Origin of the sequence: Xenophilus azovorans DSM 13620 (assembly GCF_000745855.1) — a bacterium.
GTDB lineage: Bacteria > Pseudomonadota > Gammaproteobacteria > Burkholderiales > Burkholderiaceae_C > Xenophilus > Xenophilus azovorans.
The window spans coordinates 35,246-58,699 of record NZ_JQKD01000021.1; the positions used below are offsets into that span (position 1 = coordinate 35,246).

At 69.3% G+C, this 23,454-nt stretch carries 23 protein-coding genes; 3 read left to right on the forward strand and 20 right to left on the reverse strand.

The genetic code is table 11. The features are described from left to right. Positions 1 to 14: 14 nt before the first annotated feature. From Q392_RS13155 to Q392_RS13210, 12 genes are all read right to left on the reverse strand, one after another. Complete coding sequence (locus Q392_RS13155) at positions 15 to 1,517, reverse strand: terminase large subunit (RefSeq protein ID WP_038207896.1); 1,503 nt, start codon at positions 1,515 to 1,517, stop codon at positions 15 to 17. Positions 1,518 to 1,534: 17 nt separating this feature from the next. After that, the gene (locus Q392_RS13160) at positions 1,535 to 1,948 is read right to left on the reverse strand and encodes a hypothetical protein (RefSeq protein WP_038207902.1); all 414 of its coding nucleotides are present in this window, start codon (positions 1,946 to 1,948) and stop codon (positions 1,535 to 1,537) included. 51 nt (positions 1,949 to 1,999) lie between these two features. Beyond that, positions 2,000 to 2,452, reverse strand: a complete 453-nt coding sequence (locus Q392_RS31320; protein WP_245610709.1) for an HNH endonuclease signature motif containing protein — start codon at positions 2,450 to 2,452, stop codon at positions 2,000 to 2,002. Beyond that, positions 2,449 to 3,672, reverse strand: coding sequence for a phage portal protein (locus Q392_RS13170; protein WP_038207907.1), 1,224 nt, complete (start codon positions 3,670 to 3,672; stop codon positions 2,449 to 2,451). Before Q392_RS13170 ends, Q392_RS31320 begins: the two co-directional genes overlap by 4 nt. Beyond that, on the reverse strand, positions 3,669 to 4,196 hold the full coding sequence (locus tag Q392_RS13175; RefSeq protein WP_038207912.1) for an HK97 family phage prohead protease: 528 nt from the start codon (positions 4,194 to 4,196) through the stop codon (positions 3,669 to 3,671). Before Q392_RS13175 ends, Q392_RS13170 begins: the two co-directional genes overlap by 4 nt. Positions 4,197 to 4,206: 10 nt before the next feature. Then, positions 4,207 to 5,457: a phage major capsid protein gene (locus Q392_RS13180; RefSeq protein ID WP_245610710.1), complete on the reverse strand. Its 1,251-nt coding sequence runs from the start codon at positions 5,455 to 5,457 to the stop codon at positions 4,207 to 4,209. 167 nt (positions 5,458 to 5,624) lie between these two features. After that, complete coding sequence (locus Q392_RS13185) at positions 5,625 to 5,990, reverse strand: hypothetical protein (RefSeq protein ID WP_038207920.1); 366 nt, start codon at positions 5,988 to 5,990, stop codon at positions 5,625 to 5,627. After that, positions 5,987 to 7,078, reverse strand: coding sequence for an AAA family ATPase (locus Q392_RS13190; RefSeq protein WP_051953413.1), 1,092 nt, complete (start codon positions 7,076 to 7,078; stop codon positions 5,987 to 5,989). Before Q392_RS13190 ends, Q392_RS13185 begins: the two co-directional genes overlap by 4 nt. Continuing rightward, positions 7,075 to 7,533 carry a CHC2 zinc finger domain-containing protein gene (locus Q392_RS13195; RefSeq protein ID WP_038207925.1) on the reverse strand — a complete coding sequence of 153 codons (459 nt, stop codon included), beginning with the start codon at positions 7,531 to 7,533 and terminating at the stop codon, positions 7,075 to 7,077. Before Q392_RS13195 ends, Q392_RS13190 begins: the two co-directional genes overlap by 4 nt. After that, on the reverse strand, positions 7,530 to 7,760 hold the full coding sequence (locus Q392_RS13200) for a hypothetical protein (protein ID WP_038207930.1): 231 nt from the start codon (positions 7,758 to 7,760) through the stop codon (positions 7,530 to 7,532). Before Q392_RS13200 ends, Q392_RS13195 begins: the two co-directional genes overlap by 4 nt. 13 nt (positions 7,761 to 7,773) lie before the next feature. Beyond that, on the reverse strand, positions 7,774 to 7,971 hold the full coding sequence (locus tag Q392_RS13205) for a helix-turn-helix transcriptional regulator (protein ID WP_038207936.1): 198 nt from the start codon (positions 7,969 to 7,971) through the stop codon (positions 7,774 to 7,776). Between the two features lie 598 nt (positions 7,972 to 8,569). Next, positions 8,570 to 9,739 (reverse strand): tyrosine-type recombinase/integrase, encoded by a 1,170-nt coding sequence (locus Q392_RS13210; RefSeq protein WP_038207942.1) that lies wholly within the window; start codon positions 9,737 to 9,739, stop codon positions 8,570 to 8,572. A 226-nt stretch (positions 9,740 to 9,965) separates the two neighbouring features. Here Q392_RS13210 and Q392_RS32815 point away from each other — a divergent pair, with 226 nt between their 5' ends. After that, positions 9,966 to 10,121 (forward strand): hypothetical protein, encoded by a 156-nt coding sequence (locus tag Q392_RS32815; RefSeq protein ID WP_157007987.1) that lies wholly within the window; start codon positions 9,966 to 9,968, stop codon positions 10,119 to 10,121. Between the two features lie 157 nt (positions 10,122 to 10,278). Here the strand turns inward: Q392_RS32815 and Q392_RS13215 are convergent, their stop codons facing one another. The 6 genes from Q392_RS13215 to Q392_RS13240 all read right to left on the reverse strand — a co-directional run bounded on the left by Q392_RS13215 (position 10,279) and on the right by Q392_RS13240 (position 19,566). Further along, complete coding sequence (locus Q392_RS13215) at positions 10,279 to 14,340, reverse strand: translocation/assembly module TamB domain-containing protein (protein ID WP_038207946.1); 4,062 nt, start codon at positions 14,338 to 14,340, stop codon at positions 10,279 to 10,281. 227 nt (positions 14,341 to 14,567) lie between these two features. Next, on the reverse strand, positions 14,568 to 16,427 hold the full coding sequence (locus tag Q392_RS13220) for an autotransporter assembly complex protein TamA (RefSeq protein WP_051953415.1): 1,860 nt from the start codon (positions 16,425 to 16,427) through the stop codon (positions 14,568 to 14,570). 209 nt (positions 16,428 to 16,636) lie between these two features. Further along, positions 16,637 to 17,824, reverse strand: a complete 1,188-nt coding sequence (locus Q392_RS13225) for a vWA domain-containing protein (protein ID WP_038207950.1) — start codon at positions 17,822 to 17,824, stop codon at positions 16,637 to 16,639. Positions 17,825 to 17,847: 23 nt separating this feature from the next. Then, a complete protein-coding gene (locus Q392_RS13230; RefSeq protein WP_038207953.1) occupies positions 17,848 to 18,444 on the reverse strand; it encodes a GNAT family N-acetyltransferase in 597 nt (198 codons plus the stop codon). Between the two features lie 23 nt (positions 18,445 to 18,467). Continuing rightward, a complete protein-coding gene (locus Q392_RS13235; protein ID WP_038207956.1) occupies positions 18,468 to 18,713 on the reverse strand; it encodes a hypothetical protein in 246 nt (81 codons plus the stop codon). Between the two features lie 10 nt (positions 18,714 to 18,723). Beyond that, positions 18,724 to 19,566 carry an AAA family ATPase gene (locus Q392_RS13240; protein ID WP_038207958.1) on the reverse strand — a complete coding sequence of 281 codons (843 nt, stop codon included), beginning with the start codon at positions 19,564 to 19,566 and terminating at the stop codon, positions 18,724 to 18,726. 132 nt (positions 19,567 to 19,698) lie between these two features. Here Q392_RS13240 and Q392_RS13245 point away from each other — a divergent pair, with 132 nt between their 5' ends. After that, on the forward strand, positions 19,699 to 20,388 hold the full coding sequence (locus tag Q392_RS13245; protein ID WP_038207961.1) for a c-type cytochrome: 690 nt from the start codon (positions 19,699 to 19,701) through the stop codon (positions 20,386 to 20,388). Positions 20,389 to 20,468: 80 nt separating this feature from the next. Here Q392_RS13245 and Q392_RS13250 read toward each other — a convergent pair whose 3' ends face one another. After that, positions 20,469 to 21,479 carry an aldo/keto reductase gene (locus Q392_RS13250; protein WP_038208159.1) on the reverse strand — a complete coding sequence of 337 codons (1,011 nt, stop codon included), beginning with the start codon at positions 21,477 to 21,479 and terminating at the stop codon, positions 20,469 to 20,471. Between the two features lie 77 nt (positions 21,480 to 21,556). Continuing rightward, a complete protein-coding gene (locus tag Q392_RS13255) occupies positions 21,557 to 22,474 on the reverse strand; it encodes a helix-turn-helix domain-containing protein (protein WP_038207964.1) in 918 nt (305 codons plus the stop codon). 152 nt (positions 22,475 to 22,626) lie between these two features. Between Q392_RS13255 and Q392_RS13260 the strand changes: the two genes are divergently transcribed. Beyond that, on the forward strand, positions 22,627 to 23,445 hold the full coding sequence (locus Q392_RS13260) for an SDR family NAD(P)-dependent oxidoreductase (RefSeq protein ID WP_038207966.1): 819 nt from the start codon (positions 22,627 to 22,629) through the stop codon (positions 23,443 to 23,445). Positions 23,446 to 23,454 lie beyond the last annotated feature (9 nt).

The window sequence follows — 23,454 nt, forward strand, 5'->3', positions numbered from 1 at the left end:
CCAGGCCAGGCACGTCAAACAAAGGTGAAGGCATCGGCGCTGTGCTCCTGGCCTTCCTCGGCGCGGGCAGCAACACCCATCGCCATCGCAAGGGCCTGCATCCCGTCGATGCGCCCGGTGGCCCGGCTCTTGTCCAGCTTCCTGGCGCCGGTCGGGTCTTTCGTGACCACGGCATTCGCGGCGCACATCGACAGCACCGGGTGCATGCCGTGGGCGATCCGCCCATTCAGCAGCTCGGCCTCCAGCGCATCCAGGGCAGGGGCCATGTCCTTGTAGCCCTGGCCCCACTCCACCAGCGGCAGGTCGGCGCCGAGCTTGTCCAGCTCCTTGCGCAGCAGATCGAGGCGCCAGCGGTCGAACGCGATGGCCTGCACGTCCAGGTCGGCCAGGATGGCGAGCATGTCCTGCGCGACGATCTCATAGTCCACCGTGGCGCCTGCGGTCGTGTGCAGCAGCCCTTGCCGTGCCCACACGTCATAGGGGGCGCGGTCCCGCTTGGCGCGATCCGTCAGCCCCTGCTCGGGCGTCCAGAAATGCGGCACCACATGCCACACCCCATCCACCTTGCCGACGATCACCAGCGCCGTGAGGTCGGTGCGCATGGACAGGTCCAGGCCGGCGAACACCGGGCCGTCACTATCCAAATTGGAAAGTGAGCCGCACGCCTTCCACACATCCGGAGACACGAACGGTGATTCGGTCGATACCCGCTGGTTCAGCAGCAGGTTGCGCGCCGTGTTCTCCATGCTGGGCATGCGCTGGGCCTGCTTCATCTGCTCGCGCAGATCGTCCTCCGAGCGGAAGATGCCCAGGGCCGGGTTTGCTGCCCGCCATGCCGCTTCGTCCAGCAGGTCGCAGCCCTCGGGCGCGGCGTACAGGTGGCACACGATGCGCGGGTCATCGCTGGCCTTGGCGTCATCGATCCAGGTGGACAGCAGATCCGCGTCCGATGCCGCCTGCGTGCTGATGGCGATCAGCAGCGGCTCGGCGTGGGCGCCCTGGCTGGTGGTGATGGCGTCGATGAAGTCCGACTGCGGCCCGCGCACCTGGCCCACTTCGTCCAGGATGGCGAGGACGGGGGACAGCCCGTGTGCCGTGCGGCCATCCGCCGCCAGCGCCCGGAACTCGGTGTTCAGCGGCAGGCCGATCAGGCGCTTGCCGGACGGGATGATGCGCACCAGCTTCGTGAGCTTGGGCGACTGCTGCACCATCTTGCTGGCAAGGTTGAACACGAGCCCCGCCTGATCCCGGCTCATCGCACCCGACACCAGTTGCGCATTGAGCTTCGCCTCGGGGCCGATCAGATGCGCCAGCAGCAGCCCGGCGATCAGGCCCGACTTCCCGTTCTTGCGCGACACCGACAGGATGGCCCGGCGCGTGCCGGCCGGGTTGTCGTACACCTCGCGGATGAACTTCTTCTGGAACTCGGCCAGCACCAGCGGCTTGCCCACATCCGCGCCCTCGGGCGTCACACAGTAACGCTCGATGAACTGGATGATGGCCTCGGCGCGGGTCATGATCGTGGGCGCAAAAGTCAGCCGACGACGCGCAGGGTAGGAATGAGCGGGTCGTGCTCTTGCCGGGCCTCGCGCTCCAGGGTTGCAGCGTTCACCATGTCGGCGGCGCGGCCCACCGTGGCGGTGGCATGCACGCTGATGGAACGAGACAGAGCCATCGCCAGCCGGGTGAGCTTGGCGTGTTCATCGCTGCCCACGTCGGCGGACTCGATGGCATGCTGCGTGCGGGCGAGATTGGCGGCCAGCACCAGATCGGCATCGGTCCAGGTGTCACGCGGGCGGCTGGTCACAATCGCGTCCCAGAACGGTTTGCACTGCTCGGGCAGGGTGACGTATGCAGGCGGTGCAATCGGGCCTTGTGCGGCGTTCTGCGCGGCCTGCACGGCAGCCTTGGCGCTGTCGCTGCGATGGCGCTTGGGCGTGGTCTTCATGGTTGCCTATTTATTGAGCAGGTTGCGGTAATTCGAGAGGAACCGGGCGGTCTAGCGGCCCCGGTTGCCCGTGATTTCTGGCTTGCGCAGCAGGGCGGCGACGGGCTTGTCGGCGTTCCACGGGTGGCGCAGGTCGATGGGCCAGCCGTCCAGCCCGCAGCCCAGGCTCACCCTCTTGCCCTTGTCCATCGCCGTCTTGATCGAGTGGCACGAGTGGCACAGGGGAGCGAGGTTCTCCATCGTGTTGTCGCTCGGATCACCGCTGATGTGGTCCACGTCCGTTGCAGGCTCATGCACACCACGCTGGATGCATGCCCTGCACAGGGGCTCACCCGCCAGCACAGATGCGCGCAGGCGCTGCCATGCGGCCGAGTTGAGGGGCAGGGTGCGGCGAGGGTCTGCATCGCGTCCCGACCGCTTGGCGCGAGGCGTCTTGAGCGTGGGGAGGCGATCAGGCAGCGTCTGCAAGCGTGGCTGCAGCATCTTGAGCTTCGGGCGCGTCATGCGGCCTCCTTCTGCTTGCTGGGGTAGGGCTGCGGCGCAGGGGTCGGATTTGGCGTCTGACCCTCGACCGATGCGTCATCAATGCCCTCGATGCTCGGCAGGTTCTCCAGCTTGCGGGCCTCGGACTTGAGCATCCATCCCGAGGTGATGCCCGATGCGTAGAAGGCGGAACGGTTGGCACTGTCGCCGCGCAGCATCCCTTCCACGTTGTGCTCGGGGTAGTAGATCCGTCGCCCTGCATCGGTCAGGCACTTGGCGCTGATGGCCGATTCCCACATGGTCAGGTGCCGGCGCATGGTCAGCGTGACGAACTGGCGGGCCAGCTCCACGCTGTTGCTGTAGTTGGCGCTCTCCATGCTCTGCACGATCACTGGAGGCACACGGAACAGGCGGCACACCTCGATCACCGACAGCTTGCGCGCCTCGATCCATTCGGCATCCTCCAGCGTCATGCTGACGGTCTGGTAGTCGACGCCTTCCTCCAGGATCGCGGTCTTGCCGGCATTGCTGCCACCGGCATGCTGACTGGCCCACGATTCGCGGATGGCCGTGCGCTGCTCGGGCTTGAGCTTGCCGGGGAACTTGAGCACGCCCAGCAGGCGGGCACCGTTGCGGAAGGTGTTCACACCATGCTCGCCCTCGGCAATCGCCAGCTCCACCACACCACGCGCGGCCTGAATCGGGCTGATGCCCATCACGCCGTCGTCGGCGAGGCGGTGACGCAGATGCAGCACTTCCTCGGGCAGCAGGCGATGCATCCGGCCCATCGTGTCGGCGTACTCGTAGGCCAGCCGGCCGGAGTCCAGGCGCAGCACCGTCATGCGGTCGGGGCTGATGGGCCACAGCTCGCGCACCTGGCCGTCGTAGCCGCGCACGATCTTGGCGAAGGCATTGCCGCGCAGCAGCACGCAGGCAGTGAGATATTCCCGGCCCTCCATCGCGGTCTGCTCGGGGTTGAACTGGTCGTTCAGCACGCGGTACAGCGGATGGTCGGTGGCCTTCTCGCGGTCGTCGCCCTTGTTGCGGTACAGCGGCAGGGGCAGCGTGGCAGCCGTCTCGCTGATGGCCTGCACGCAGGCATAGACGGCGCTGACGCCTTGCGCGGTCTGGTCGTTCACGGGACCCGTGCGCAGGGCCTGGAAGGCGCCCCAGGTGTCGTTCGGGTTGGTGGCCCGGCGCTCCAGGCCGACAAGGTGCAGGGCGCGGTCGAGGATGTTCATTCGCAGGTTTCCAGCCACAGGCGCCGGGTGTCGGTCAGCACCAGCGCAGGACGGTTGCGCAGGGCCACAGTTGTGTCGGCATAGGCCGGGTCACTGGTCAGGGTGATTTCGGCCAGGTCCACGCTCAGCAGTTCGCGCACGAGCTGCGCGCCGCGCTGCTCCCATCGGTCGCCGCCATCGGCCACGCGAAACCCGAATGAACACCCAGCCACATCACCACGATCCACCAGCACAGCCAGGTCACGGCCGTGGGTGGTGTCCGGCAAAGCCAGTGTGAAAGCCAGTCCATGCGTGTCCTCCCGAAGTTGCAGCGTGCCGCCGCGCGTCGTGCCCAGCAGCGCATCGCCCTGGTGGTGGTACAGGGCGCGAATGTTGGAGCCGCTTTCCAGGGTCTTGCGGAAGGCACCATTGCGGATCACCTCAACGAAGCCCCCCAGGTCGGCCTCGCTGTTGAACACCGCCGCATACCCGCGCAGGGTCTTGCCCTCGCTGCGCAGGCTGCCGGTCGAGCGGATCTCCAACATTCGCAGCTCCTTATTCCTCTTCGGGGAACTCCAGGGCCACGTCCGCCACCGACAGGAACGCGGTGGGGTGGCGCACCACGGCATCCATCGTGTGCAGGATGCGCAGTTGCACGTCGCCCTTCTCGTAGTAGCCGGCGGCATAGGGGTTCGCCAGCACTTCCGTGGCGCCCCATTCGCCGATTACCAGTTGCGAGAAGTCGCCCATGACCAGGCGGCCCGTGGTGGCGTCCACGTCCGTCAACTGGTTGGTCGTGTGCGTGGTCAGCCCGTTGATTCGCCCGCCTTCCAGCAGGTACGACGAGCCGGCCGTCGCGTCCTTGAGCGTGGCTTGCAGACGGGTGGCGGTCTTGGGCGTGATGAGCGCGGCATTCGGGGCCGTGTTCGCGGTGGCGAACTTCTCGAACAGGCCCAGGATGGACAGCCAGTCCACCGTCGCCAGCGAGCCGGTCAGGATGCCCGACACGTTCAGGATGCCGACGGGTTGCTTGGCAACCGCAGTGCCCGACAGCAGCGCCTTGTCCACGGCCAGCGACACCACGGCCGAGAAGTCGTCGCGGATCAACTGCTCGATGGCCGGGTTGCTCTGCTGGATGAGCTGGCGGCTGATGCTCGACAGCGCGCCGACGTGCTTGGGCTCCAGCTTCACGCTGGAATAGGTCGTGTTGCTCTCGGTCAGCGAATCGCCCTCGGCGAGCCAGTACGCGGTCGCGGCGGTGGCTTGCTTCGGGATCACGGTATCGCCGCGCAGACCCGTCAGCACGCGGGCGCCGAGTTGCTTCACGATCAGCGAGTTGCGCAGCAGGCCGATGAACTGGTCCGCCTTGAAGTCGTCGGGGACGATGGCAGCGGCGCCGCCGGTGGTCAGGGTCGTGCGCTTCTCGAAGATGGACGTGGGCAGCAGGATGCCGCCCTTCTTGGGCTCGATGCCCTGGCGCTTGGCTTCCTGCTGGAACTCGGCCAGCGCGCCGGTGACAGCGCGGTTCTCCACCTGAGCGGCGATGGCGTCCAGCACGTTCACGCGCGACTCCATGTCCTTGCGGGACTTGTCCACGGGCGTGCCGGTGGCGCGGCGCTCCATGTCCTCGATGAACTGCGCCCGGGCCTCGTCGGCTTCCAGGGCGGTGATTTCGGCTTTGAGGGCGTCGAACTTGGCCTTGGCCTCGGGCGTGAGGGTCTCGGCAGACAGCAGGGTGCGGGCTTCGGCCACCTTGGCGGTGCGGGCTTCGCGGATCGCGGCGAGTTGCATAGCGGGGTCTTTCATGAATTGGCCCACGCTATCGGCGGGCAGATTGAGATAGTAGAAACACTATCACAATTCAGAATCGATAGCAAATATCTATCGAACTGGCGAAAAAAAAGCGCCGGAAGGCGCCGAGTTGCAAAAGTTGCGCAGTTGCGTTGCCTAAGGGGCGCAACTGCGCAACTTCTCTACTGCACCCACGGCGGCGGCTCGAATGCGGGCTGGATGGTCAGCACCCGGCCCGGCGGCACGCTGGACTTGATCCGCTTCTGCGGCATCGCCCAATAGGTCCTGCCGTCGCTTTTCATCACGCGCACCAGCATGTCCTCGGCGGCGAGAACAATGTCATTCCAGAGCAACCCGGCATCCTTCGCGGCGGCCAGGATCGACGGCACCGGCACGATGTGGTCGGCGAGGAACTCGCGCAGCCATTGGCGGGGATCGGGCGTGGGGTCGTTCGCGGCATCTTCGGAAGTTGCGCAGTTGCGCTCCCTAGGCAACGCAACAACGCAACTTTCCTCGATGGCATCCAGCAGGGCATCACGCAGGCTCATTGCGGAATCTCCTCGATGTCGTCCTCGGTCTGGTCGGAGTTGCGCAGTTGCGTTGCCCTAGGGAACGCAACAACGCAACTTTTCTGGCCGGCGGCCTTGACGGGGGGCTTTTCGGGCTGGATCAGGCCCAGCTCGCGCGCCTTCTTCAGCGCGCGGCTGATGCTGGACTTATTGAGACCCAGTTCCACGGCAATGTCACCTTGTCGCAACCCGTCGTTCGCCAGCCGCACGATTCGGTCGAAGTTGCTGCCCTCGGCGGTGTTCCAGGCCCATGTCGCGCGCCGCGAGGCGTCATCCACCACCAGCTTCAATTCCAGGCTTTCCGCGTCCTCGCCGATCAGGTTGCGGCCCTTGGTGAACTCCATGACGAACACGGAGCCTTCGCGCGGGTCATAGTCGGCGGGGCGGGCCAGCTTGACGACGGTGTCCAGCAGATCCTCCTTCTTGCTGGTGCCGCGCTGGTCGCCACCCTTGCCGGCGTGGTGGACCAACAGCACGGCGATGCCTCTGCGGCGCAACGCCAGCAGCCATGCCGCAATAGGGGTCCACGAGTCGGCGTCGTTCTCCTTGCCGCCGCCGCGCGCCCAGGCGCTCAGGTTGTCCAACACCACCAGAGCGGTGTCGTCGTCGATCATGCTGTTGATGATGTCCTGGCCGTCGGCGCGGGCCAGGTCGGGCAGCGTCTGACCGTCGCCGAGAAGGTCCGGGGTGAACACCCGAAAGAAGCCGGGTGCAGGTTCCACGTCCGGCAGGTGCATGGCAAGGCGCTTCTGCATGACCTGGCCGGGCAGTTCGCCGTCGAGATACAGCACCTTGCGCGGCTCGCGCGCCGTCCAGCGCAGGAATGTCCCGCCCGTGGCCGTCGCAAACCCAGCGGACAGCGCCCAATGCGTCTTGCCGATGCCGCGCCCGGCGTAGACCATCATCAAGTCTTGCGAGTGGATCAGGTTGCCCAGCAGCGGAGTGCGGGGCTTGAACTTATGGCGTGCAAGATCGTGAAGGTCCAGGGCATGCACGGGGGGCGCAGCGGGCAAGCCGGCCTCCACGTCCAGCACGGCGGCCATCGCTTCGTAGTCGTCCCGCTTCATGCGAATGCCTCCGCGATGCGGTTGATGCGTCCGACGGCCACCATCAGCCGGGCGCGGTCGGCGTCGGTCAGGGCCAGGCCCTTGGCGATGTTGCCGGCCGCCACCGCCGTCAGGGTGGACTCGAAGTTCAGCACCTGGATGGCCTGGCGGGCGGGCAAGGGGGTGGCCTTGTGCCGGGTCTCGGGCTTGCCGTCCTCGATCCACGCGCCCAGGGCCTTGGCCGCGCTGATGAAGTCGGCGCCCGTGGTCGCCATCTCGTAGGCCAGCACGTCGCCGCCCTTGGCCGCGCAGGACATGCACACCCACGCGCCGGTCGCGGTGTTGATGCGCATGCTGTCGCTGCCGTCGTGGAACACGCAACGCGCCGAGCGCCATTTGCCCTTGGGGGTCAGCTTCAAGTCCTGGTGTTCGAAGTAGCTCAGCGGGTCCGGGAGCCGGTTGCGGTCGAAGCTCATGGCCGGCCCTCCAGGTGGTGGGCCAGTTCGGCGTTCAGGTAGTCGGCCACCCACTCGCGGTTCTCGCGCCAGTGCGGGCCGTGCTTGGCCTCGCACATCGCCATTTGCCTGGCGAACCAGGCGCGGGCCTTCGGACGCAGCTCAACGGGGATTGCGTCCTCGTTCAGCAGGCAGGTGTCGTCGGGTGCGGTCGGGCTGACCGCCTCGTGTTGGACGATCTCGTGCATGACGGCCTCCCGCTCACAGGGATGCGATCAGGCGGTCGATGTCGCTGCGGCGCCAGCAGGTCGTCTTCGGCCCCAGCTTGATGCCGGGCGGGAAGCGGCCTTCCTTGACGCCTGCCCACCAGCCTGCGCGGCTGACAGGCACACGGGCCAGGACTTGAGGGAGACGCAGCAGGGCGTCGTCGAGTGGTTGGGCTTTTGCCTCGGTGGTCATCGCTATCCTTTTCATAGTGCGATATGTAAAAACCACCAGAGCCGTGGAGCGGGTCACACCCCAAGTCAACTACGGTTGACCGGGGTATGTGCCGACCCATAAACTGCGAGTCCTCTCCATGCTAAGAAGAGTGGGCTCTAGGTTTCGGCCTGGTGTCCAAGAAGGCCCCTTGAGCTTGCCGGCTCTCGGGGCCTTCGCCTTTTTGGACCACTGGATGTCCAAAAAGCGCAACGAACTATATCTAGGGGGGAATGAGGGTTCAAGGCACTAGATGTAGTGTTTTTCACGAACGTCACAGTACAGGCGGTGCGCATCGCTAGCGCCTCTCCCAACACAACCGTCCGCCAGGCCAATAGCCATGCGGGTGTCTATTCAGAAACCCAGCATCCATGCGGGCTAGCGGGCGGTTTTGGTCCAGAGGGTGCATAGCCGTTTCCTCTCTGGTCGCCGAATTCATAGTGAAATTCAGTTGACAAATGCAGTGAGCGGAATCCTTTCCCGATAGAAAAAATTCAGCGCGCGTTACCTTTTTGAGCATGATCTGCACCTTGTCGACGCGGAAGTCGTCGTGCATGTCGTCGAACGCGGGGTGTACATGTCACACGGCATGTCGTAGCCCATCCAGGTAGTCGGCCCACCACTGCATGAGCTTCTGGCGTTCTTGCAGGCGAATGCCCCGGTCGTAGGCGGCGCGCACCTCGTTGCGTTCGGCGTGGGCCAGGGCGCGCTCGATGGCATCAGCGTTGTGGCCCGCCTCGTTGGCGATGGTGCTGAAGAGGGACCGGAACCCGTGGACCGTGGCCTCGCCGAAGCCCATCCGCGCCAGCATGCTGTTGAAGGTGTTCTCCGACAGTGACTTGCTGGGGTAGTACGGGCTGGGGAAGATCAGCTCACGGTCGCCCGTCAGAGGCTTCATCGCGTCGAGCACTTCCAGGGCCTGGCGGGACAGGGGGATGACATGATCCCGGTCCATCTTCATCCGTGCGGCCGGGATGCGCCATATCTTCGCGTCGATCTCGGCCCAGCGCGCACCCCTTGCCTCGCCGCTTCTGGTCGCGGTCAGGATCAAGAACCACATCGCGTTCTTCGTGTGCGGGTCACCGCCGTAGCTGCCCAGCTTGCGCAGGAAGTCGGGCAACTCCTCCAGGGCGATGGCGGCGCGGTGCTTGACCTTGTACGGCTTCAGGATCTCCGACTGCACCAGATCCAGCATGGGGTTGTGCTTGATCTTGTCGTGCGTGACGGCGAAGCGGAATACAGCCTTGATCCGCTGGAGCACCCGGCCGGCCATGTCGCGGGCGCCGGTGCTTTCCACACCCTTGACCACCGCCATCACGTCACGGGCGGCAAGGTTTGCAATGGGGCGTGAGCCCAGGGTGGGGTAGGCGTGCGTCTCCAGGGATGCCTTGATGGCGGCGGCGGTGTCCTCGCTCCAGCGGCTGCGCTGGTGGTCCATCCACTCGATGGAAACCGACTTGAAGGTGTTCTCGGCGTTGAAGGCGATCAGGGCCTTGGCCTGCTTTTTCAGTTCACCAGGGTCCACGCCCTCGGCGAGCGCGCGGCGGGCGTCGGTGCGCTTGTCCCTGGCCTGCGCCAGCGTCACCTCGGGATAGGTGCCCAGCGCCAGCAGCTTCTCCTTACCGCCGTAGCGATATTTCAGCCGCCAGTACTTCGCGCCCGTCGCAGCGACAAGCAGGTACAGCCCTTTGCCGTCGGCGTGCTTGCCGACTGCCTTGAGATTCTTGACCTTTACGTCCGATAGCTTCACGGGTCGTCACCTTGGGGGTATGAACGGGGGTAAATTCTCCCGCCATTTCGGTGACGCCTAGGATTGATGCCGCTTCCCGGCTAGTCTTTGGTTACTGCCGGGGCACCACCTCCGCCGCCGCTGCCCGCACGTCGTACGTTCCGTAAAGGAGGGTACGCCTTCCGGCGCATGTCGCGCCGGCGACCTCGCTCCCTAGAATCGCCGCTCTTCAACGTGGAGCCGGGTCATGAGCTGGGAACTGACGATCGAACTGTTCTGCGCCGTGGGCATCGTGTGGATGAGTTTCGCGATGCCGTTCTATCGCGGCTGGCGGCCGCTGAACGAGCGCATGGAGGATTGCATCAGGCAGACCGTGCGCGCGCTGGAGCGGCCGCTCTGCTGAGCCTTCGGCCTTGAAAAAAAGACGGCCCGCCGAAGAGGCGGGCCAAGAGACCGTCGGCCAGACGGGACAGACGTGGCGCAAGGCCATGCCGGCGGTCGGCATCCACTGTCGCGCCATCCGCCTGAACGGCACCTGACCGCTGAGGCCGTGCAGTCGGTCAGTCGTACTTGACCGTGTAGATCAGGTCCACGCCGCTGTGCAGGCCGGCCTGGCCGCGCAGCGTCAGGTTGCGCGTGAGGTCGTAGAAGATGAACAGCGTGCCCAGCGTGCCGGCCAGGCTGCGTTCGTAGGTGACGTAGAAGTCGTCCGACAGCCGCTTGCCCAGCGTGACCGCAGCGTCGCCGATACCGCCGTTGCTGCCCGGCCCCTTGAAGCCGATCTCGTCCAGGCCGAAGCGGCTGGCCAGCCCGCCGCCGCCGGCACCCTTGCCCAGGCCGCCCAGCAGGGCCAGCGCCGCCTGCTGCATCAGCAGCGCCTCGCCGCCGCTGGTGGCCGAGGCCCGGCCCAGCACCACCCACGACAGCGTCTGCGCATCGGGCAGCGCCGGGTCGGAATAGAGCTTGACGCGCGGCGCCTGCGCGGTGCCGGTGACCTGCACGCCGGCGCGCTGCGTGATGTTGGGGCGCAGCGCCAGGATGTCGAGCTGCGGGTTGTCCACGGGGCCGTTGAAGCGGGCGATGCCGCTTTCCACGTCCAGCGCCTGCCCGTAGGCGCGGTACTGGCCCTGCACGGTGCGCACCTCGCCGGTGATGCGCGGCAGCGCGGCGAGCTGCCGACTGGTGACGTTGAGCGTGCCTTCCAGCCGCGTGGTGATGCCGCGGCCCTGCACGGCGAAGTCGCGGCCGAGGTCGAAGTCGACGGCGATGTCCGGCGGGCGCGACAGCAGCGGCTGGTTGGGCCGCGCCTCGGCCTCCTGCCGGCGCTCGCGCGCGCGCGCCTCGCGCTCGGCCTGCTCGCGCTGCTCCGCCGCCCGAGCGGCGGAATGGACCACCACGTCGCTGCCCAGGCCGGGCGCGGTCTCGTCGGGCAGGATGATGACGGCGCGGTCGGTGGTGATCTTGCCGCGCACCGTGAGCTGCCCGGCCGCCAGCCGGGCCTGCACGTCGCCCGAGACGGTGACCTGGCGGTCCGAGCGCACCAGCGCGCGCAGGCGCTGCACCTCGCCGCGCATGTCCATCGACAGGCCGGACTGCCCGGCCTGCGCCGCGCCCCAGCCGGCCTCGCCGCGGAAGCTGACGCGGCCGCCGTCGGCCGCCGCCTCGCTGGCCGCGGTGCTCAGGTTGCCGCTGCGCCCCGGGATGCGCACGCTGCTGCCCGGCCCGCCGTGCAGCACGAACTCCTGCAGCACCAGACGGTTGCCGGCGAGCTGCGCGCGCAGCCGGCCGTCGCGCAGGTCCAGCCCTTCGACCGCCGCCTTGAGCGACAGCCGGTCGGCCGCGAGCGTGCCGTTCCAGCGCGGGTCGCCGCGCGTGCCGGCCAGGGTGGCGTTGGCCTCCAGCGTGCCGGAGACGCGCCAGCCCGGCGGCGCCAGCATCGACCACACGCCGAGCTGCGGCAGGCTGGCCTTCACCCGGCCGCCCAGCGGCGCGTCGGGCGCCCACTGCCAGCCGCCCGCGCGCTGCGCCAGACGGGTGTCGGCCTGCACGTCGATGCGGCCGGCGCGCTCGCTGTCCCAGGCCAGGCTGGCGCGCACTGCCTCGCCCTGCGCGTCCAGGCGCAGCTCGGCCTGGCGCAGCCCGGCCGGGGTGGAGGGCGCGTTGTCGGTGGAGTCGGTGGTGATCTCTTTCTTCGTGCCGGTGCCGCGGCTGTCGATGCGCCGCACCAGCGCCGCTTCGCCCGCCTGCAGGCGCAGGTCGCCGCCGGCGCGGGCCACGCGCACCTGGGCGCGCAGCTGGTCGGCGGCGTCGATGTCCCAGTCGCCGTCGAACACCAGGTCGCCGCTGATGCCCATCTCGCGCAGGCTGGTGTCGCCGCCGAAGGCGCGGCTCCAGGCCATCGGCAGGCCCCGCATGCGGCCCTTGGTCTGCAGCCGGAAGACGGCGCCGCCCGCGCTGGCGCTCTGGCGCAGGCGCAGCGGCTCCCAGTCCAGCCGCACGGTGCCGGGCACCGGGCCTTCGAGCGTGGCGCCGCCGGCCGTGGTCTCCAGTTCGAGGCTGCCGCCGCCGGCGCGCAGGGTGCCGCTGAACTCGCGGGCCAGGGCCAGCGTCCACGGCGCTTCCTGTCCGCGCGCGGTGTCGTGCATCTGCGCGCGCAGGTGGGCCAGGGACAGCCGCCAGCGCTGCTCGCCCGCCAGGCCGCCGCCGGCGCGGGTGTCGAGCGTGATCTGCCGCGTGCCCTGGCGCGCCTCGCCGCGCAGCGCCAGCGTGGCGTTCGCCAGGCTGCCGTCCAGCGTGGCCCGCAGGCCGCGCAATTCGACCTCCTGCGCCTCGGGCCGGCGCAGGACCAGCCGCGGCGTTTCGAGCGTCGCGTTCAGCGTCGGCTCGGCGCTGCCGCGCAGCGGCGCGGCGGGCGACGCGATGCGCTGCTGGATCGTGCGCCAGCCGCCCTGCCAGCGCGCCTGGAGCCGCGCGCTGCCCTGTGCGGAGGCGCCGCCGAAGGCCTGTCCCAGCCCCGGCAGTCCTTCCAGCCACTGCTGCAGCGCCGCGGCGTCGTCCACGCGCGCCGACAGTTCGCCGCCGCCCTGCGTCGGCGCGATGCGGCCCTGGAACTGCGCCGAGCCGCCGGGCAGCGTGGCGCGCAGGTCGCCGCGGCCGGCCTGGTCGGCCACGTGCAGTTCCAGTTTGCCCTGGAGGCTGGCGCGTTCGGCGTCGATGCGAAGCTGCGCCAGGTCCAGCACCTGGTCTGCCCATCGGCCCTGGGCCAGCGCGCGTTCCAGCTTCAGCCCGTTCAGCGCGCGCGTGCCGCCGCCGCCCTGGGCCTGCAGCGCCACGTCGAAGTCGATGCCCTCGCCGCGCTGCTGCGCCTTGGCACGGCCGCTGATGGGCGCACCCGCCAGCCCGGTGTGCAGCTCGCCCGGCCGCACGTTCTGCAGGGTGGCGTCGATGCGCCACGGATCGGGCGCCGGGCTCCAGGCTCCGTGGGCCTCGATGCGGCCGTGGCCGGCATGCACGGTGGCCTGCTCGACCTGCACGCTGCGGCCGTCGTAGCCGATGCCGGCCTGCAGTGCCTGCACCGGCAGGCGGCCTTCGTCCCAGGGCCCGGGCTCGGCGTTGACGATGTCGGCGCGCAGCTTCCACGCCTGCGCGCCGGTGGCTGGATCGGGTTCGACCGCCGCCTCGCCGGTGAGCAGCGTGCGAGGCCCCTGCGGCCACAGCAGCGCGACGTCGAGGCGGCGCATCTTCGCCAGCGCATCGATCACGGGCTGCGGCGCCCAGGGCGCGATGCGGGCCTCGACCTGCACGTCCATCGGCTGGGTGCCGTCGGCCTGCTCCGTCGGCGCCGCCTGCGCCTGCACCGCCAGGCGCGCGTCAGCGCCGGCGAGGGTGCCGTCGGCGGTGGCGTGCACGGCCAGTTCCATGCTGCGGCCTTCCTCCAGCGGCGCGGGCAGGCGGCCGTCCAGGGCCAGCTTCAGCGCCATCGGCGCGGCGCCCTGCAACTGCGCCTCGGCGCTGTAGTGGCCCTGCACGGGGGTCGCCAGGTCCACGCCGTCGATCTTCAGCCGGTGGTCCTGCCCGTCGAAGACGTAGCGGCCGGCCAGGCCGGTGGCCTGCACGGGGGGCGGGCCCTTCCACTGCAGGTCGTCGACGCGGAAGGGCAGCTCGATCTGCACCGGCAGCGCCAGGCCCGTCAGCGGCTCGGGCGGCGGGCTGGGTTCTTCCTTCGGCCCGCGCGGCTCGATGACGATGCGCGCCGCGTGCACCTCGCCCAGTTGCACGCGCCGCTGCAGCAGCGGCCCCAGGCTCCAGCCGATGCGTGCGCCCTCGACCTCCACCGCCATCGTCGGGCTCTGCCAGCGCAGGTGGCCGATGGCGCCGCCGCGGCGCAGCGAGCCGCTGACCTCGCGCGCCTCCAGCGTCTGGCCGGCCGGCAGGTAGCGTGCGGCGCGATGGAGCACGGCGGCCAGCGAGCTGTCGGTGCCGATCCACCACCAGCCGAGGGCGAGCACGGCCGCCAGCAGCACCAGCAGCGCGGCCATGCTCCAGGCCGCGGCACGCAGCACGCGCCGCGGCCACGGGCGGCGCGGCGGCGTTCGGGCGGTGTCTGGGGCGTTCCCTTCCATCAGCAGTCTGCGCTCGTGTCCATTCCAAAGGCCGCGGAGCAGGCCATGCCAGTGCACCCGTGGAACCGGCTTTGCCGGGCCACCGGGTGCGCCCCCTCGAGGGGCTGAAGGCCGCGGCTCCAAGCCTGCCTGCGCAGGCTTGGACGGCCTGAAGGGCAGCCGCATCCGGCGGTTGCTCGGATGAGACCTGCGAAGTCCGGGAGAAACGGGGGTGGGCTCATCTACCTCTAGAAGTTGTAGCCCAGCCGCAGGTGCAGCCGGAACTTGCGCACGTCCACGCCGTAGGCCAGGTCGGCCTGCACCGGCCCCACCGGGCTGCGCCAGCGCACGCCCGCGCCGACGCCGACCTTCCACTTGTTCAGCTCGCTGGCCTTGTCGGCCACCGTGCCGGCATCGATGAAGACCGTGCTCTCCCAGTCGGTGAGTTTGCCGTCGCGCACGATCGGCTTCTGCCACTCCACGCTGGCCACGCCCATGAAGCGCCCGGCCACCGTGGCGCCGTTCGCATCGAGGGTGCCGATCTCGCGGTAGGCATAGCCGCGCACGGTGGTGTCGCCGCCGGTCAGGAAGCGCAGCGTGGCGGGAATCAGCGCTTTCTCCCTGGCGGTGATGGCGCCCAGCTCGGCGCGCAGCGCCAGGCGCGAGCGGCGCGCATTGGCCGGCTCGTCGCCCGGCTGCTCGCGCCCCAGCGGCACGATGCCCAGCCAGCGGCCGTAGGCGCGGGTGAAGGGCAGGCGCTCGCCGGTGAGCGTGTAGCCGGCGCCCAGCTCCAGCGCCAGGCCCCAGCCGCGGCGCGGGTTGGCGGCGTCGTCGAAGTAGCGCGCCGTCCAGGTCCAGTTGGCGCTCAGCGCCGAGGCGGAGGGGTAGGGGGCCTCGCTGCCCACGTACTCGGCGTAGTCGTACTGGAGGAACCAGGCGCGGGCGATGTGGCCGTCGTCCTTGCTCAGGCCGTAGCGCAGCCGGCCGCTGTTGACGTCGTAGGTACCGGCCTTCTCCTGCTTGAGTTCGCCCAGGGTGCCCCAGCGCCAGCCGTTGTCGCCGGGCACCGAGGTCCACTCGGTGTTGAGCACGCGGGTGTCGCGGTCGACCGAGAGCTTGGAGACCGCGCGCCAGCCCAGGAGCGGCATGCGGTTGTGGACATGATCGACCGACAGGCGCGGACCGCTGTCGGTGGTGAAGCCCACGCCCAGCACGACCTTCTGCAGCGGCGCCTCGCGCACCTGCGCGACGACGGGGGCGAAGGGCGGCGGCTGCTCGGTGTCGAGCGTGAGGAAGACCGAGTCGTAGTAGCCGCTGCCGGCCAGGCGCTGCTGCGCATCCAGCAGCTTCTGCTGGTCGTAGTCTTCGCCGATGGGCACGCGTGCGATGCGGCGCGCGGCGTCCACGTCGTAGCGCTCGGCGCCGCGCACCTGCAGCGGGCCGAAGCGGTACGCCGGGCCGGACTGGTACGTGACCGCCAAGCGCGCCGTGGCGGCGTCGGCGTCGATGTCGGCGCGGCTGGTCTGCACGCTGCCGGTGGGGAAGCGCTGCGCCGTCAGCGCGCGCAGGCCCTGGGTCTTGGCGCCGTCCCAGACCTGCTGGCCGAAGGGCTTGCCGGGGCCCAGCGTCCAGCCGCTGCGGATGGCCTCGCGCTGCTGCTGCACGGCGGCGTCGGCGCCCGGCTCGGCGATCGCTCCGGCGAAGTCGATGTCCACGTCGCGCACCGTGGTGCGGGGCCCCGGCTCCACGGTGATGCGCACCGCGTGCGGCGCCTTGGCCTCGGGCGTGTCGACCAGCTCCAGCGTGAGGTGCGGCGTGAAGTAGCCGAGGGTGCCCAGCAGTTCGCGCGCATTGGCCTCGGCCGCCACCATCAGGCGCGAGATCTCCGCCACGCCCAGGTCGTCGAGCTGGCGGTAGCGCTGGATCTCCAGGTGCTTGTCGAGCAGCTCGCGCGCCTCGTCGGGCCCGCGCACCTCGACGCTGAAGCCGTGCCGTTCGTCCGCGCTGTCACTGCTGCCGCTGCCGCCCTGGACCGCGCTGGGCGCGTCGTCGGCCGGCTTGTCGCGCTTCCAGGGCACCAGGCTGCAGCCCTGCAGCAGCAGGCACATCAGTGCCAGAACAAGTATGGCCCCTCGGTCAATCGCTGCGCGCTTGCCCGATCCCCCGAGGGGATGCCTTTTGTCTTGGGGCGGCCCGGCGACAAAAAACGACGCCGGCCCGCGCGCCGGCGTCGACGAGGAGGGCTCCACCCTGAACATGCGGGCATTCTGACATCGGCCGCGCGCGGGCCGTGTCGGAGGCCGCCGACCGCGAGGGCCTATTTGGACAGCAGGCGCATCGCGTCCTCCAGCCCCTTGAGCGTGAGCGGGAACATGCGCTGGCTCATGAGCTGCTGGATCACGGAGATGCTCTGGCGGTACTGCCACACGCCCTGCGGTTCGGGGTTGATCCAGGCGAACTTGGGGAAGGCGTGCGTCAGGCGCTGCAGCCACTCGGCGCCCGGCTCCTCGTTGTTGTATTCCACGCTGCCGCCGGGCTGCAGGATCTCGTAGGGGCTCATGGTCGCGTCGCCCACGAAGACCAGCTTGTAGTCCTTGTTGTACTTGCGGATGATGTCCCAGGTGGCGAACTTCTCGGAGAAGCGCCGGCGGTTGTTCTTCCACATGAAGTCGTAGACGCAGTTGTGGAAGTAGTAGAACTCCAAGTGCTTGAACTCGGTCTTGACGGCCGAGAAGAGTTCCTCCACCCGCTGCACGTGCTCGTCCATGGTGCCGCCCACGTCCATCAGCAGCAGCACCTTCACGTTGTTGTGCCGCTCCGGGCGCATCTTGATGTCGAGGTAGCCGGCGTTGGCGGCGGTGCGGCTGATGGTCTCGTCCAGGTCCAGCTCGTCCTCGTGGCCCTCGCGCGCGAAGCGGCGCAGGCGCCTGAGCGCCATCTTGATGTTGCGCGTGCCCAGTTCCTGGCTGTCGTCGTAGTCCTTGTAGGCGCGCTGCTCCCACACCTTCACGGCGCTGCGGTTCTTGCCCTGGCCGCCGATGCGGATGCCCTGCGGGTTGTAGCCGCCGTGGCCGAAGGGCGAGGTGCCGCCGGTGCCGATCCACTTGCTGCCGCCCTCGTGGCGCTCCTTCTGCTCCTCGAGGCGCTTCTTCAGCGTCTCCATCAGCTCGTCCCAGCCCATCTTCTCGATGGCGGCCTTTTCCTCGGGCGTGAGCTCCTTCTCCAGCACCTTGCGCAGCCAGTCCAGCGGCACTTCCTTGGTGAAGTCGGTCAGCATCTCCACGCCCTTGAAGTAGGCGGCGAAGGCGCGGTCGAACTTGTCGAAGTGCTTCTCGTCCTTCACCAGCGCGGTGCGGCTGAGGTAGTAGAAGTCGTCCATGCCGAAGGCGCCGTCCGAGTTCGGCCCGACCACGTCGGCCTGCAGGGCCTCCAGCAGCGTCAGGTATTCCTTCACCGACACCGGCAGCTTGGCGGCGCGCAGGGTGTAGAAGAAGTCGATCAGCATGGCGGATCTCCTTGGTTGCGCGCTCAGCCGCGCGGCTTGTCCAGCAGGTACAGCAGCTGCGCCTTCACCTCCGGCCACTCGCCGCTGCGCAGGCTGTACATCACGGTGTCGCGGATGGTGCCGTCGCGCCGCAGCGCGTGGCCGCGGATCACGCCGTCCTTCCTCGCACCCAGGCGCTCGATGGCGGCCTGCGATGCGAAGTTGAAGTTGTCGGTGCGCCAGCCCACCACATGGCAGCCGAGCGTCTCGAAGGCATGCTGCAGCATGAGCAGCTTGCAGGTGGTGTTGACGTGGGTGCGCTGCACGCGCCGGGCGTACCAGGTGTAGCCGATTTCCACGCGCTTCACGGCCGGCACGATGTCGTGGTAGCTGGTGCTGCCCAGCACCGTGCCGCCGGCCTCGTCGGTCACGGCGAAGGCGAAGCGGTGGCCTTCCTCGCGCATCCTCAGCGCGGCCTCGACGTAGGCGCGCGTCTCCTCCGGCGCGGGCACCGAGGTCACGCGCAGCCGCCACAGCTCGCCGTCGGCCGCGGCCGCGGCCAGGCCGGCCTCGTGTGCCAGGGCGAGCGGCACCAGCCGGACGCCGCGCAGGGAGAGTTCAACGGGTTCGACGAAAGCCATGGTGCGTGTTCAGCAAGGCGGACTCAGGGAGGCGGTGCGCCGTACCTGCGGCGGTGCCATGCGCGGGCCAGCTGCGCGCCGGCTCCGCCGCCCAGCCCCAGGAGCAGGATGCCCAGCATCGCCGGCGTGTCGTAGCCGTTGGGGCCGAAGGCGTCCCAGCCCAGGGCCAGGCCCAGCCAGCGGCCCAGCAGCGCACCCACGAAGAAACCCGCTGCCTGGGCGATGCCCAGCACGAGCAGCTGGCCGGTGGGAGGGGCCTGGCGGGCCATGTCGGCAGCCTCAGCGGTTGTGCCGCTGCATGAAGACCAGCTTCTCGAACAGGGTCACGTCCTGCTCGTTCTTGAGCAACGCCCCCACCAGCGGCGGCACCGCGACCTTCTCGTCCTTGGCCTGCAGCGCCTCCAGCGGGATGTCCTCGGCCACCAGCAGCTTGAGCCAGTCCAGCAGCTCGCTGGTCGAGGGCTTCTTCTTCAGGCCCGGCAGCCCGCGCACGTCGTAGAAGGTCTTCATCGCCGCGCCGAGCAGTTCCTGCTTCAGGCCGGGGAAGTGCACCTCGACGATCTTCTTCATCGTCTCGGCGTCGGGGAACTTGATGTAGTGGAAGAAGCAGCGGCGCAGGAAGGCGTCGGGCAGCTCCTTCTCGTTGTTGGAGGTGATGAACACCACCGGCCGGTGCTTCGCCTTGACCAGCTCGCGCGTCTCGTAGCAGTAGAACTCCATGCGGTCGAGCTCGCGCAGCAGGTCGTTCGGGAATTCGATGTCGGCCTTGTCGATCTCGTCGATCAGCAGCGCCACCGGCTCGTCGGCGGTGAAGGCCTGCCACAGCACGCCCTTGACGATGTAGTTGTGGATGTCCTTGACGCGCTCGTCACCCAGTTGCGAGTCGCGCAGGCGGCTCACCGCGTCGTACTCGTACAAGCCCTGCTGCGCCTTGGTGGTGGACTTGATGTGCCACTGCAGCAGCGGCAGCCCCAGCGCCGAGGCGACCTCCTCGGCCAGCATCGTCTTGCCGGTGCCGGGCTCGCCCTTGACCAGCAGCGGACGCTTGAGCGTGATGGAGGCGTTGACTGCCAGCATCAGGTCCTGCGTGGCGACGTAGTTCTGCGAGCCTTGGAATTTCATGGGAAGGACGGAAAGGGGAAGGATGGGGAAGCGGCGCCCGGGGCCGGCGCGGCGGAGCGTGGCCCGGGACCCACCGCTTATACTCAGCAGTTGACCCCAAGACTCGCATCCTCGGTGGATTGTGCGCGGAAAATGAACAAGCTGTTGACCACGATGATTAGCCTCGCCGGCCTCGCTGTCGCTTGTGCGACGGCCCCGGCCCTGGCCCAGAATGTGACGCCGAATGCCGAGGCGGGCGGCAGGAAGGTGCAGATGTGCGTGGGCTGTCACGGCATCGTCGGCTACCAGGCCAGCTTCCCCGAGATCCACAAGGTGCCGATGATCGCGGGCCAGAGCGCGTCGTACATCACCGCCGCGCTCAACGCCTACAAGGGCGGCGACCGCAAGCACCCGACGATGCGCGCCATCGCCGACTCGCTGAGCGAGCAGGACATCGCCGACGTGGCGGCCTACTACAGCACCCTGGGTCTGGCCGAGGGCGACGCTCCGCCCGAAGCGGCGGCCAGGCAGCCCAGCGAGAAGGTGCAGGCCCTGATCGCGCGCAACGCCGACAACAACTGCACCAAGTGCCACGGCGCCAACTTCAACACGCCCAACGACGGCACCGTGCCCAAGCTGGCCGGCCAGCACGCCGACTATCTCTTCGTGGCGCTGAAGTCGTACCGCGCGAACCACGTCTACCTGGGCCGCTCCAACGCGGTGATGGGCGGGCAGGTCAAGCCCTTCAGCAACGCCGAGCTGAAGGAACTGGCGAACTACATCAGTTCGCTGCCGGGCGAACTCAAGACGGTGCCCGAGTCGCGCATCCACCACGCCAAGTGAAGTGACGCGGCGGCGGCCCCACCGCCTCCGCCGGGCAAAGAACGAGATGCCTGCCGGCCACCCCGGCAGGCATTCTTCTTTCAGGCCGCGAATTCCTCGGTGTCCACTTCCTGCGTGGCCTGCGGCGCGTAGCGCGGGCCGGTGACGGTGTGCTGGTTGATCAGTTCGCCGGCCCGGCGCACGGTTTCCGGCGGGAGCGCGACGCCGGCCGCGCCCAGGTCTTCCTGCAGGTGGTCCAGGCGCGTGGTGCCGGGGATGGGCACGATGTCGTCGCCCTGGTGCAGCAGCCAGGCCAGCGCGAGTTGCGCCGGCGTGCAGCCGGCCTCGCGCGCCAGCGCCCCGAAGGGCGGCAGCAGCTGCAGGTTGCGTGCGTAGTTCCCGGGCGCGAAGCGCGGCATCGGCCGGCGGATGTCCTTGGCGTCCAGGCCGTCCACGTCGGTGAGCGTTCCCGTCAGGAAGGCGCGCGCCAGCGGGCTGAAGGCGACCAGGGCGGCGCCGATCTCGCGGCAGGCGGCCAGCACCGCGATCTCCGGGTTGCGCGTCCACAGCGAGTACTCGGTCTGCACGGCCGTGATCGGGTGCACGGCGTGCGCGCGGCGCAATGTGGCGGCCGAGACTTCCGACAGGCCGATGGTGCGCACCTTGCCCTGCTCGACCAGGCGCGACAGTTCGCCCACCGAGTCCTCGATGGGCACCTGCTTGTCCCAGCGGTGCAGGTAGTACAGGTCGATCACGTCGGTGCGCAGGCGGCGCAGGCTGTCCTCGCAGTTGCGGCGCAGCGCGGTGGGGCGGCCGTCGATCACGCGGCGGGTCACGCCGTCCTCGCCCTTCACGCCGGCCATGCCGCCCTTGCTGCACAGGGTGATCTGCTGGCGATGGGGCTGGAGCACGCGGCCCACCAGCTCCTCGTTGGCGCCGAAGCCGTAGAGCGCCGCGGTGTCGAACAGCGTCACGCCGGCATCGAGTGCCGCCAGCAGCAGGCGCTCGCCCTGCTCGGGCGGGGGCGGCGTGCCGTAGGCGTGGCTCAGGTTCATGCAGCCCAGGCCGATGGCCTGGACGGTGAAGGGTCCGATCTGGCGTTGTCGTTGCATGGCCGGCACTATAGGGCGGCAGGTGCCCGCGCGAGAGGTGCCGGCGCGGGAGGCCGTGCCGGCATTGGGGCGAACGTTCAGTCGTGCGCAGCGAACTCGCCGCGCCCCCCGTCCTGCAGGGCGCGCAGCGCGCTGTCGCGGAAGGCCGTGGGCGTCACGCCGGTGTGCTTGCGGAAGAAGCGCCCGAAGTAGGCTTCGTCCACGAAGCCCAGGCGCGCCGCCACCTGCTTGATGCTGCTCACGGTGTACACCAGCTCGCGCTGCGCCTCGTGCACCACGCGGGCGTTGATCACGTCCAGGCTGGACATGCCCAGCACCTCCTGGCACAGCCGCGTGAGCTGGCCGGCCGTGACGCCCAGCGCGGCTGCGTAGGCCGTCACCGGCAGGTGCTCCCGGAAGCGCTCGTCCACCGTGCGGCGGAAGGCCTCGATCTGCTCGGCCTTGCGCGTCAGCGGATGGCCCGGCGCGGCCGGGCCTTCGCGCTGCAGGCGCGCGATCTGCACGGCCAGCGCCGTCAGCAGCGCCAGGGCGGCGGCGACGTGGCCGGTGTCGCCCTGGCGGTGTTCGCGCTCGACCGCGAGGAACAGGGGCATCAGCTGCTCCAGCCCCTCGGGCGCCAGCGGCGTCACGCGCGGCGTGCGCACGGTCTGCACCAGTTCCGGCATGACCAGCGCGGCCAGCGACTCCAGCGGGCGCTGCGCGGCCGTGATCACCGGGCCGTTGGTGTCGGGCGTGAAGCGAAAGCCATGCACGGTTTGTGCGGGCACGACGATCAGGCAGGGCGAGGCCATCTCGATGCGCGCATGGTCCAGGTGCACGGTGCCGCCGCCGCTGGTGAGCATCAGCACCTGCACGAAGGCGTCGTGCGTGTGCGGCTGGATGTCCCAGTTGTAGGGCTTCGAGCGCTGGGGAATCCACTCGAAGTCGAAGGTCGACAGCCAGGCCGGCCGGGCCTGGTCGCCGTAGAGCGCGTAGTTGGGGATGGCGCGTGCCATGGGGTGTGCAAGGGCGCGGAAAAGGGCCGGACGCCCGGCCCGGGCTTCTTGCGCGAATTGTCCGGGCCTTGGCTGGAATCGTCAAAGGCCGGCGCGGCACCGGCCACCAGAATTTCGCCACACCACATTCCAAGCATCAGGAGACAGCTTTCATGACAGCCACCCCATCCTCCGGCGGGACGCACTGGCTCGGCCTGGCGGGCGAGGCCTGCGTGGTCAGCGGCGCGGGCAGCGGCATCGGCGCCGCGATCGCGCGCGGCCTGGCGCAGGCCGGCGCCCGCGTGGCGCTGCTCGACCGCGACGCCGAGGCCGGCGAGGCACAGGCGGCCGCGCTGCGCGCGCAGGGGGCCGCCGCGCTGGCCGTGCCTTGCGACATCGCCGACGCCGCGGCCGTCGCGGCGGCCGCGCGCACCGTCGAGGCCGAGTTCGGCACGCCGTCGGTGCTGGTCAACAACGCCGGCCTGTTGCGCGCGGGCGCGCTGGCCGAGGTGGACCTGGCGCAGTGGAACGAGGTGCTGTCGATCAACCTGACCGGCTACCTGCTGTGCGCGCGCGCCTTCGGCGCCGGCATGCGGGCGGCCGGGCGCGGCAGCATCGTGCACGTGGCCTCGATCGCGGGCCTGTTCCCGCAGACCGGCAGCGGCGCCTACAGCGCCAGCAAGGCGGGCGTGCTGCTGATGTCGCGCCAGCTCGCCGTCGAGTGGGGGCCGCAGGGCGTGCGCAGCAACGCCATCTGCCCCGGGATGATCCGCACGGCGCTGTCGGCGAAGTTCTACGAAGAGCCGGGCTTCGAGGCGCGCCGCGCGGCCGTCACCGCCAGCCGGCGCATCGGCGAGCCGCAGGACATCGCCGACGTGGCGCTGTTCCTGGCCAGCCCGCGCTCGGGTTACGTCAACGGCGCCGAGATCGTGGTCGACGGCGGCATGTCCAGCATGCTCATGGACATGGTGCCGCGCCCCGGCTTCAACTGAACACAAGGA